Origin of the sequence: Oceanicaulis sp. LC35 (assembly GCF_052055585.1) — a bacterium.
Taxonomy (GTDB): domain Bacteria; phylum Pseudomonadota; class Alphaproteobacteria; order Caulobacterales; family Maricaulaceae; genus Oceanicaulis.
Window position 1 is genome coordinate 2,665,600 of sequence record NZ_CP170485.1, and the last position, 10,455, is coordinate 2,676,054.

Here is a 10,455-nt window from a genome sequence, read left to right on the forward strand (position 1 = left end):
GTTAATCGCCGTTAACCGACCACAGTTTTTACGGGATCGGCACGGCCAGGATTTGCGGGGTCCGGCGCGGGCCTTCCGGACGCGTCCCGTCTTCGGGGAACTGGTCCCAGGGCGCGTCCGCATTCACGAACAGGCGCCCGTCAGACACCCGTAGTGTCGTTGGCTCACCAATCCGGTCATCTCCGGTCAGGACAGGCTCCATCCCCACAAACTGGCTCTGCGCATCAAACATCAGCTCGAACACGCCCACCGGCCCCGCACCATTGCGCACGACAAACAGACGCCCCAGCCGGTCCGCCACCAGGCCATCCAGCCCGATCAGGCTGGCGCTATCCGGGCTGGGCTGAAGATGGGCATGACGGGTCACCGGATCGATCCGCCACAGACCCAGCGCATAATCGACGACCCACAACGCACCGCGAGCTTGCGCTAGCCCCTGGAGCGAGGCGAAACGGTCATCCTCGGCATACAGCTCCAGCTCGGCGCGCGGACCATTCAGGCGATAGATCCGCCCCGCATCCGCGTCCGAGACAAACACCACGCCATCGCGCACGGTCAGATCGCCCATGCGCACAGCGCCTTCGATGGTGTAGCGCTCGATCAGCTCGCCGGTTTCAAGGTCAAAGGCCAGAAGCGCCGTTCCGGGCGCCTCACCGTCGCCAAGGGGCGTCTGGGGCGCCACGCCCTCCACCGCGTAAAGCCGGCCATTGCGACGGTCCGCCGCCAGCCCGAAGATCGAGCCGATCGGCTCATCCTCGCCAGCGAAAACCTCGAAATCGGTCGGCGCGAACGGTTCGACGCGATAGATGCGCCGTTCCGCGACGCCGCCCAGATACAGGCGCTCGGTCTCGTTATCGACCGCCAGCGCTTCAATCAGGGCATCGCCCAGCGGAGGTGAGGCGACCAAACGGGCCTCCCCCACGGGCGCGGCGTTGGCGTCAAAGGCGGCGCGCAAGGCCGCAACACGTTGCGGGTCCGCCGCTTCAAGCTCGGCCAGATTGCGCACGGCACCGTCGAGATCATAGCTCAGCCCTGCGCCTGCAAGCGCCTCGAGCGCTTCAAACTGACCCTGCGCATCACCCGCAAAGCCCGCAAGCAAGACCGCATTGTTGAGCAAGGCGGAATGTCCGGGCTGGATCGACAGCGCGGCGGCATTCAAACGACGCGCCGTCTCGAAATCCTCGATCTGTGCAGCGGCACGCATTTCCTCACGCAGGGCGCGGGACGTATCGAGCAGAGACGGGCTCTGGGCGAAGGCGGGAAGCGCCGCCGCCACCATCAAGGCAACAGCGGAGATCGAAAAAGTCAGTGCGTTCATGACGCCAGTTTGACCGCGCCGGGAAGGCGCGAGCAAGGCGTGAAAACGGCAAGCCCGTGTAAAACGCGGTGAATGTGGCAGCTATGCCGCCTTGATCATCAGCTTTTCAAGCGCCTCGCGGCCCACTTGCGGGACGGGCGCCGGCTTCTTGCCATCGGTATTGACCAGAACCGCTTCGCTGGCGCCGATGCAACGCCCGTCCTGGAACAGGCCCTGACCAATCGTATAGCTCGACCCGCCAATACGCAGAATGCCCGTGCCGACCACAAGGTCAGACGGGTAGAAGGCTTCATCCAGATAGGCGATATGCACATCCGCAATCACCATGCGCATGCCATTCGCCTTGCGCATTTCCAGCGGAAACGCCTTGCGGTTCAGCGCGCTGCGGCCTTCCTCATAAAAGGCCCCGATCGCCACATTGTTGATATGGCCCAGCGGGTCGAGATCCTGAAAACGGCTCGGGATCGTGCTGACCAGGGGGTAGGTCTCAAGCTGGAGGCGATAGGCTTCGGGCTTCATGAGGTCATCCGGGAACTGAGTTTGCTGCACTGCGTTATGCCGCTCAGGAGCCCGCTTGAAAAGCCGCAGGCGTCAGATCGCGCGCCGCCTTCAAACTGTCGCGATCTTCAGAGTAGAGTGCGTCCATGATCGAATTTCTCACTGACCCGGCCGTCTGGGCGTCCTTCGCCACCCTCGCCTTTCTCGAGATCGTGCTGGGCGTGGATAATATCATTTTTGTCGCCGTCATGGCCGAGCGCCTGCCCCATGGCCAGCGCTCGCTGGCGCGACGGCTGGGCCTCTTGCTGGCGCTGGGCTTCCGCATCGCCATGCTGGCGGGGCTGGTGTGGATCGCGCATCTGTCCGAGCCGGTGTTCGAGCTGTTTGATCATGGCTTCAGCTGGCGCGACATCCTGATGCTGGCGGGCGGCGGCTTCCTGCTGGCCAAATCCACCATCGAGATCCACCACGATGTGGAAGGCGAAGACGAGGGCCATGAAAGCGCAGGCTCGGCCCTTCTGCCCATGGTGATCGTGCAGATCGCGCTGATCGACATCGTCTTCTCGCTCGACAGCGTCATCACGGCGGTGGGCCTGACCGACCGCCTGCCAATCATGATCGCCGCCGTTGTGGTGGCCATCGGGGTGATGATCCTTGCGGCTGACAGCGTCGCCGCCTTCATCGCCCGTCACCCGACAACGAAGATGCTGGCCCTGTCCTTCCTGCTCCTGATCGGCGTGGCGCTTCTGGCGGACGGGCTCGGCTTCCATATTCCGCGCGGCTATATCTATTTCGCCATCGCCTTCTCGCTGATGGTGGAAGTGCTCAACATCCTCGCGCGGCGCAATCGCAAGCCCAGGGCCTGAGGCTTGCGCGGACGCGGGTTGGAGGCTATCGCCAGCCCATGACCCAGACGCCCAAGCCGAAAAAGCCCAAAGCCAAACGCCGCACGCCCGGTCTCAATCGAGAGCAGGCCGAGGAGCTTTATGCGCGGCTGGCCGAAGACCGGCCCGACCCGCAGACCGAACTCAATTACTCCAACCCCTATACGCTGGTGGTGGCGGTCGCGCTGTCCGCCCAAGCGACCGATGTCGGGGTGAACAAGGCGACGGACAAGCTGTTCAAGGTCGCCGATACGCCCGAAAAGATGCTGGCCCTGGGCGAGGACGGCGTACGCGAGCACATCAAGACGATCGGCCTGTTCCGCAACAAGGCCAAGAACGTCATCGCGCTCTCGCACATGATCCTTGATGAGTTTGGCGGCGAGGTGCCGCAAACCCGGGACGAGCTTGTGCGCCTGCCCGGCGTGGGCCGCAAGACCGCCAATGTGGTGCTCAATGAAGCCTTCGGCCAGCACACGATCGCGGTGGACACCCATATCTTCCGGGTTGGCAATCGCACGAAACTCGCGCCGGGCAAGACTCCGGACGAGGTGGAAGCCCGGCTCGAACAGATCACCCCGCCCCAGTTTCTCAAAGGCGCCCATCACTGGCTGATCCTGCACGGGCGTTATGTGTGCAAGGCGCGCAAACCCGAATGCTGGCGCTGCGCCATCGCCGATATCTGCAAATTCAAGGACAAGACGCCTGCGCCTTAATCGTGTGGGAAGCCTGTCGGCTTCCTGTCCTCGCTTCGCTGCGGGCGCGCGGTCGCGCTTGCGAACCTGCGGTTCGGGGTAGGAAACTTATCCATGCTGACGCCCCGAGCCCTTGGGGCTCGCAAGGACAAAAGGCCGCCCACAGCGAAGCGAGGATCGACCGAGCGGAGGCGAGGGAGCCCCGAAAAGCCTCTTTCTACTCCGCCGCCATTGCTTCAGGTCTGCTGCGGCCGCGGCTCCAGCTTTCATGGCGCAAGGCGCGACCCAGCGGAGTGCGGCCCGCCGCCGGGGTGAAATCGCCCTCAGCATAGACAGGCTTGCCGGCGACCAGCACGGTTTTCACCACGCCGTCAGACCGGTTGACCATCTGCTCGTGCTCATAGTCTTCACGCCAGATGAAGGTGCTGCCCGCTTCGGAATCATAGGCGCGTAGCGCTTCGGGATTGATGACGGTGATATCGGCGCAGTCGCCGATCTCGATGCGGCCCGCCTTCACGCCGAGGAAATCCGCCGGTTCGCGGGTCAGGCGCCGGATCTGGCTCGTCACCCGCTCCAGCCCTTCATCCTGCGCCAGCTTCAGCGCCCGCAGATTGCCGTCGTAGAAGGCCATATTGGTGATGTGGGCGCCGGAATCATTGAAGCCCGGCAGGGTCAGAGGGTGATTGATCAGCTCCCGGATCACTTCAGGATCACGGTTGGCGGACACCGTCCACCATCGCAAACCCAGATCAAATTCAGAGAACAACGCCAGCATGAAGCCCGGCTCGGTTGCGGCGCTGTCCGGCAAGCGCTCGAACACAGCTTGCTCGGGTGAGGTGCGCGCGAAAGCCGGATCTGAACGCCAGGCGCGATAGCGGTCAAAGACCTGCTGAAAGCTTTCCCCCGTCCAGATTTCGGGCCCGCCCGAATGGAAGATCATCTGCTCGAAATCGCGATCAAAGGCGAGCGTTTCCATGCGCAGCATGCGCTTGAGCCGAGCCAGACCAAAACCGGATTTGCCCGTCATCCACATTTTCGAGAACCGCGCCCGGAAATCCGGATCCGCCAGAAGCGCCTTGCGGCCTTCCACATTCTCAAGATTGAGCTCGTTGATTTCCCGCAGGGCCGGGATTTCCTCGGCCAACGGATTGATTGGACCGTCCCAGAACACCTTGAAGGGCGCCGCCAGCGCCTGGAACCGGAAATGTCCTTTCAGGATCGGCGAGTTGAACAGATGGCTCAGGATCATCGCCAATCGCTTCAGCGATTTGTTCGCCGCCACATCAAGCGCCGCTACCGCGGTCACCTTGAGCGGCCTGCCGTGCAGGCGGCCAGAGGTCAGCAGGAAGTTGCGGAACACCGCCAGCGGCTTGTCCTTGGGCGGAGTCGCCTGCCACACCCGGTCATGCTTGCGCAGGATCGAGGTCAGGCGCTTGAGCTCCTTGTACTGGCCGAACTGGGAGGGGATTTTCACCCGCCGGTTCGGGTCTTCAGAGAGAAAGTGGAAGGGCAGGGAATCGGTTGAGAAACCGGCATAGCCCTCCGCCATTGCCTGTTCGAGCAAGCTCTCCATTTCCCGCAGATCCGCCTCGCCCGCCGTGCGGCTGACCGAACCGTTCAAGCCCATGACCTGCGCTCGAAGCATGGAGTGCGGAATGAGCGGGATGACATTGGCGCCCAGCGGCAGCTCATCAAGATGGGAAAAATACCCTGCCGAGCTGGTCCAGCTCGCCTTCTCGGCCACCTTGCGCAAGACCGGCTTGGGCATGTTCTCGACCCGGGCGAAGCAATCAACCAGCGGGTCCTCGCCGTTGCGACGCTGATTGCCATATGCGAGCCCGAGCGAACAATTCGACATCAGAACGGTCGTCGTCCCGTGGCGGACAACCTCTTTCAGGGCGGGGTCAAACTCCACCTCGAGATCGAGATGCGTGTGAATATCCAGAAGCCCCGGCATGACCCAAGCGCCGTCCGCCTCGATCACCTCACCGGCCTGATCCCGGTCAAGACTGGCGCCGCGCGCGGCGACCCGACCGTCCTTGATGGCGATGTCTTCCACCACAGGCGGTGCGCCGGTTCCGTCAAAAACCAGCCCGCCCGCAATCACCGTGTCCCATTGATGGGTCATCTGGTGCTCCTCCCGATCATGAGCCCTGTTGTCGGGCCTTGGAGATAGCGGACTGGAAATTCATAAATCCGTCAAGCACGGCCTTGGGGTCTTCCCAATGCGGATAGTGACCCACATGCGGCAAAATCAGAGTGTCCGGGTTCGGAACAATCTGGCGATAACGCTCGACCATGTGTGCGCCAGAGACCGGATCAAGCGCGCCATCGATCACCCGCATGGGCATAGTCGACTGTACCAGCGCCCCCACCCAACGGTCGCGATGCTCCCGACGTTCATCGATATATCCCAACAGCTTGTGCCCGATCCGGGGCATGCCGCCCTTCTCCTGCGCCAGCGCCCAGAACGCATCCAATTCCGCCTCTGACGGCTGGGTGTCCGGTCCGAACACCTCACCGAAACCCTTGGCGAAACGCGCCCGGTTCATCAAGCGCGACAGGAAGGGCCCCATTGGCGAGTGCAAGAGTTTCTGGGTCAGCGTTGCGCGATGCTGTTCGGGAAAAAGCCCGCCATTCAAAAAACAGATGGATAAAAGCTCGATCGATGCGCTCACCCCCTGCTCGAGATAACGCGCCAGTAATTCCTGGGCGACCGTATCGCCATAGTCATGCACAAACAGGTGGCAGGCCTTCACTCCAAGATGGGCGAAGAAGGCGTCATGCAAATCCGCCTGATCGAGAATGGAATAGTTGTGGCTCGCCGGTTTGTCCGAATAGCCAAAGCCGATCATGTCGAGGACAGCGACGCGATAGTTCCCACACAGATCATCCCAGAGCCTGACCCAGTCCCAGCTGGCGGTGGGAAAACCGTGAATGAGGATCAGGACCGGTTTGTCATCAACCGTCCAATCCCCGCCGGTGCGGTAGAATATCTCGTGTCCACGATAGTCAAAATACGCGCCCGCAGCGCGCCAGGCCGCAAGGCTTGCCTGCGCATCCATCTGCGCCTCCCCGTTTCGCGCCGCTCTTTGATGGCGGTCTGAACCGCCAGCATGGAGCGGCGCCGGTTCGGGTTCAATCGCAAACCGTGCGCATGAAAAACCCCGCCGCGGATTACCACGGCGGGGTATTCAGATACGATGGAATGTCTAGCGCAGAACGGCCAGAGTCGCCTGGGTCGATGCGGTGTTCAGCTCAGCCCGGTTCATCGGATAGCTCTCTTGCGGGGCCGCGCTCGGATAGGCCTGCTCCAACAGAGCCAGCGCTGCGCGGATCCGCGCGGCGGCTTCCGGCATCTCTTGCTCGATCATCGCTTCATGCCCTTCAAAGGCAGTCTTGCCGGCGTGATAGAAGCCATAACCGTCCAGATACGGGCCGTAGGCCGGGTTGTCCTGAGCGATGCGGTACATGTCCACAGCGCGATCGATCTGATCGGCGGAAATCGCGGCGGCGATCCGGGTCTCGGACATGCCGTTGTCCGGCGCAGAGCCCATCACGTCACGCAGTTTGGCGATAATCGCGTCCGTACGCTCGACGACTTCGTCATGGCTGGCGCCATTGAAGACGGCGGCGGACGCATCCAGGAACATGTCCTCGAACGGTTCCACGCCCAGCTCGCGGAAGGTGTCTTCCATATCAAAGAGCACTTCACTGGCGGGGTGAGCGAACATCTCGCCCGCCGAGTCGATCTCGCCCACCGCATGGGCTTCGCGCGCCGCGATGACGTGGGCTTCAGCCACAGCCAGCGCCGAGCCGAACACCACCGGATCTTCAGACGCATCCTCAACGACAATGCCGCCTTCGCCCTCACCCGTCACGCCCGGAGGCGGAGCCGCCTGTTCGGCTTCCGGCGCAGCGGCGTGGCTATCGGCCGCAGCGTGCTGAGCGGCCTCTTCAGAGCCGGTTTCGGACGCCGGATTGCAAGCGGAGACAAGGCCTCCGGTGAGCACGAGGCCCAGCCCCATGGCGGTGACGCGTTTGAACTGCTGTTTCATGCGAACCCCTGTTCACCCAGATATTGGAAAGGTAGAGTAGAAACTGCAAATCGTTCGCAGGAAGTCAACATGCATCTGACAATCGGTAGCATTCTGAATGCAGAAAGCCTGGCCGAGGCGCAAAGCCTTCTCGACCAGCTCAGCTGGCGGGATGGCGCGAAAACAGCCGGTCCCGTAGCGCGTCAGGTCAAACGCAACCGGCAAGCCGACCTCAGCTCGGTCGCGGGCAAGAAGCTGCGCACCTTGCTGGAGACCACGCTGCAGAGCCACACCGTGTTCAACGCCACGGCGCGCCCGCGGCGGTTCTCAAAGCTATTGATCAGCGAAACCTCGGGCGGCGGGGAATACGGCGCCCATGTCGACAACCCCTTCATGGGGCGGGGCGAAGAGCGGATGCGCACCGATGTCTCCTTCACTCTCTTCCTGTCTGATCCCGACACCTATGAGGGCGGCGAGCTGGTCATCGATCAGGCCGGATCCACGCAATCGGTAAAGGGACAGGCGGGCGACCTCTTCGTCTATCCGTCCACTTATCTGCATGCCGTCGCGCCGGTCACCCAAGGCGTGCGACGGGTCTGCGTGGGCTGGGTGGAAAGCGACATCCCCGACGCCGGGGACCGCGAATTGCTGTTTGATCTTGAAAATCTGCACGCCAGCCTGAGCGCGCAATTCAGTCCGCACTCGCCAGAAATGCTTACGGTCTCAAAGCTCTACGCCAATCTGGCCCGACGCCTGTCGCGCTGATCAGGCCGGCACGAGGAACCGGCGCAACGGTTCCACCGTGTCGGGCAAGCAACCGCAGCACGGTTCAGGCTCCATCGTCTCGGCCAGCGCCCGCGCATCCGCGAGCGCGTCCTGCATCATCGCCCGACCGCCATCGCGTGAGGCCAGCCCCATCGCTTCAGTCTGCTGGCGCATGCGCCAGGCGCCAGTGGCGGCGTTGAAGTTATATAGCGGCAAAAGCTTCGCGCCGTGCTCGGCCACGAACAGGACCGCCTTGATCAGATAATCAATCTCGGCGTCATCCATGACCCAGTGAAGGCTGAGACGGCACCAGCCCGGACGCAAGCCGGCATAGCCGGACAACACCGCCTCGCGGTGTGCGCCCGTGATCGCATCATCCAGATTGAGCAGATGATGGGCGTAGGGGCCGGCGCACGAACAGCCTGCACGCGCCTGCACGCCGAACAGGTCATTGAGCAAGGTTGAGACATAGCGCGGATGAAGCGCGCCACGATCGCCCGTGCTGATGTTGAACGAAACAATGCCGATCCGGCGCTCGGGGTCCTGCGGCCCCAGGACCTCGATCTTCTCACACGCGCCCCAGGCCTTGAACGCCCGTGACAAGGCCGCCTGCTCACGTGCCTCGATGTCCTCATACCCGATCTCCGCCAGACGGTTCAGCGCCAGCGCGGCCCGCATCATCTGCATCACGCCCGGCGTACCCGCCCGCTCACGCGCGGTGATGTCGGCGATGAAATCATGGCTGTCCGGCGTCACATAGGTCACCGTCCCGCCGCCGGGCAGAGTCGGGGGCAGGTCAGCGCGATAGAGCGCACTCTTGAACGCCAGGATGCCGCACGCGCCCGGCCCGCCGATGAATTTATGCGGCGAGAAATACACCGCGTCCGGGGCGAACTCCGCCCCTTCCGCCGGGTTCATGTCGATGCGCAGATAAGGCGCGCTGGCGGCGCAATCGAGGCACAGGATCGCATCATTCGCGTGCAGAAGCTGCGCCAGTCGCGGCACGTCCGTGCGCACCCCGGTGACGTTGGATGCGGCCGAGAACGCGCCGATCTTGCGCCGTCCGGCAAGGGCCGGATCAGACAAAGCCTGTGCAAGCTGGTCAAAATCGATCCCGCCTTCAGCGTCCAGACCGATCCGGACAATCTTGGCGCGGCTCTCACGCCAGGTCAGTTCGTTGGAATGGTGCTCATACGGCCCGATGAACACGACCGGTGCGCGGGCGTTCATCTCCTCACGGATTCGCTCGGCCTCGACCGGCCCCAGAATATCAACCAGCCGGGCATGGTTGGCGGCCCGTGTCGCAGGCGCTTCAAACACGCCCAGAATTTGCTGAAGATGGGCCACCGCCCCGGTCGCGCCGGATCCGCAGGCCAGCACCACATCCTGCTTGCCGGCATTCAGAGCCGCCTTGATCATCGCCTCGGCGCGATGGAGCCAGCCCGTGGATTCGCGTCCCGTCGCGCTGTCATCGGTATGCGGGTTGGCATACATGGCCTGAAACTGTTCCAGCTCGGCCTCGATCCGCCGATCACCCCGCCCGGACGCTGCATAGTCCGCATAGACCAGTGGTTTGAGCCCGAACGGCGTGCGCAACACGCCATCCCCGCCAACAAGAGCGGTGCGGGTTTCAGCGATGCGATCAGGGCCAGACGGATGGGTCATTGGAGGAGCCTTTCAGTTGACTCCATGAAACGCCAATTTCACGAGTGATAATCGCCAAAATCGCCTCTATTATGCCCCTTATGTAGTGATTTTCACCTTTAGAGGCTCAAATGGCGATGCTAGACGACTATGACCGCAAGCTCCTGCGCCTGATGCAGGACGACGCGAACCGCACAGTCCAGGACTACGCGGACGCCATCGGGCTCAGCGCGACCCCCACCGCCCGCCGCATCAAGCGGCTGACCGAGGACGGGGTCATCAGCAAGCAGGTGACCTTGCTTGATCCGGACGCCCTCGGGCTGAAAACCACCCTGTTCATCTTCATCAAGACCAGCCGCCATGATGCGGACTGGCTGGCGGCCTTCTCCAAAGGGGTCAAGCGCATGCCGGAAGTGGTGGAGTTCTACCGCATGGGCGGGGATGTGGATTATCTGCTGAAGATCATGCTGCCGGAGATTTCCGACTATGACGCGGTCTACAAGCGCCTGATCTCCATCGCGCCCTTGTCGGACGTGTCGGCCTCCTTCGCCATGGAGGCCCTCAAGAACACAACCGAGCTGCCGGTCTGATCCTGAAACGAAAAGAGCGGGCCGAAG

At 62.8% G+C, this 10,455-nt stretch carries 10 protein-coding genes; 4 read left to right on the plus strand and 6 right to left on the minus strand.

Going from position 1 to position 10,455, the window contains the following annotated elements:
- Positions 1–28: 28 nt before the first annotated feature.
- Both ACFELO_RS12670 and ACFELO_RS12675 read right to left on the minus strand, forming a co-directional pair.
- Positions 29–1,318 (minus strand): hypothetical protein, encoded by a 1,290-nt coding sequence (locus tag ACFELO_RS12670; RefSeq protein ID WP_440958132.1) that lies wholly within the window; start codon positions 1,316–1,318, stop codon positions 29–31.
- Between the two features lie 81 nt (positions 1,319–1,399).
- Complete coding sequence (locus ACFELO_RS12675; protein WP_440958133.1) at positions 1,400–1,837, minus strand: acyl-CoA thioesterase; 438 nt, start codon at positions 1,835–1,837, stop codon at positions 1,400–1,402.
- Between the two features lie 125 nt (positions 1,838–1,962).
- Here ACFELO_RS12675 and ACFELO_RS12680 point away from each other — a divergent pair, with 125 nt between their 5' ends.
- Complete coding sequence (locus tag ACFELO_RS12680) at positions 1,963–2,682, plus strand: TerC family protein (protein ID WP_440958134.1); 720 nt, start codon at positions 1,963–1,965, stop codon at positions 2,680–2,682.
- Between the two features lie 38 nt (positions 2,683–2,720).
- Positions 2,721–3,413 (plus strand): endonuclease III, encoded by a 693-nt coding sequence (nth, locus tag ACFELO_RS12685; RefSeq protein ID WP_440958135.1) that lies wholly within the window; start codon positions 2,721–2,723, stop codon positions 3,411–3,413.
- A 196-nt stretch (positions 3,414–3,609) separates the two neighbouring features.
- Here the strand turns inward: nth and ACFELO_RS12690 are convergent, their stop codons facing one another.
- The 3 genes from ACFELO_RS12690 to ACFELO_RS12700 form a co-directional block, all read right to left on the minus strand.
- The gene (locus ACFELO_RS12690; RefSeq protein ID WP_440958136.1) at positions 3,610–5,520 is read right to left on the minus strand and encodes an N-acyl-D-amino-acid deacylase family protein; all 1,911 of its coding nucleotides are present in this window, start codon (positions 5,518–5,520) and stop codon (positions 3,610–3,612) included.
- A gap of 16 nt (positions 5,521–5,536) precedes the next feature.
- Positions 5,537–6,457, minus strand: a complete 921-nt coding sequence (locus ACFELO_RS12695; protein ID WP_440958137.1) for an alpha/beta fold hydrolase — start codon at positions 6,455–6,457, stop codon at positions 5,537–5,539.
- Between the two features lie 147 nt (positions 6,458–6,604).
- Entirely contained in the window at positions 6,605–7,450 is an 846-nt protein-coding gene (locus ACFELO_RS12700; RefSeq protein ID WP_440958138.1) for a hypothetical protein, read from the minus strand.
- Positions 7,451–7,519: 69 nt separating this feature from the next.
- Between ACFELO_RS12700 and ACFELO_RS12705 the strand changes: the two genes are divergently transcribed.
- Positions 7,520–8,194 (plus strand): Fe2+-dependent dioxygenase, encoded by a 675-nt coding sequence (locus tag ACFELO_RS12705; RefSeq protein WP_440958139.1) that lies wholly within the window; start codon positions 7,520–7,522, stop codon positions 8,192–8,194.
- Here the strand turns inward: ACFELO_RS12705 and ACFELO_RS12710 are convergent, their stop codons facing one another.
- Positions 8,195–9,859 carry an aminotransferase class V-fold PLP-dependent enzyme gene (locus tag ACFELO_RS12710; RefSeq protein WP_440958140.1) on the minus strand — a complete coding sequence of 555 codons (1,665 nt, stop codon included), beginning with the start codon at positions 9,857–9,859 and terminating at the stop codon, positions 8,195–8,197.
- Between the two features lie 110 nt (positions 9,860–9,969).
- Between ACFELO_RS12710 and ACFELO_RS12715 the strand changes: the two genes are divergently transcribed.
- On the plus strand, positions 9,970–10,428 hold the full coding sequence (locus ACFELO_RS12715) for an Lrp/AsnC family transcriptional regulator (RefSeq protein ID WP_440958141.1): 459 nt from the start codon (positions 9,970–9,972) through the stop codon (positions 10,426–10,428).
- Positions 10,429–10,455 lie beyond the last annotated feature (27 nt).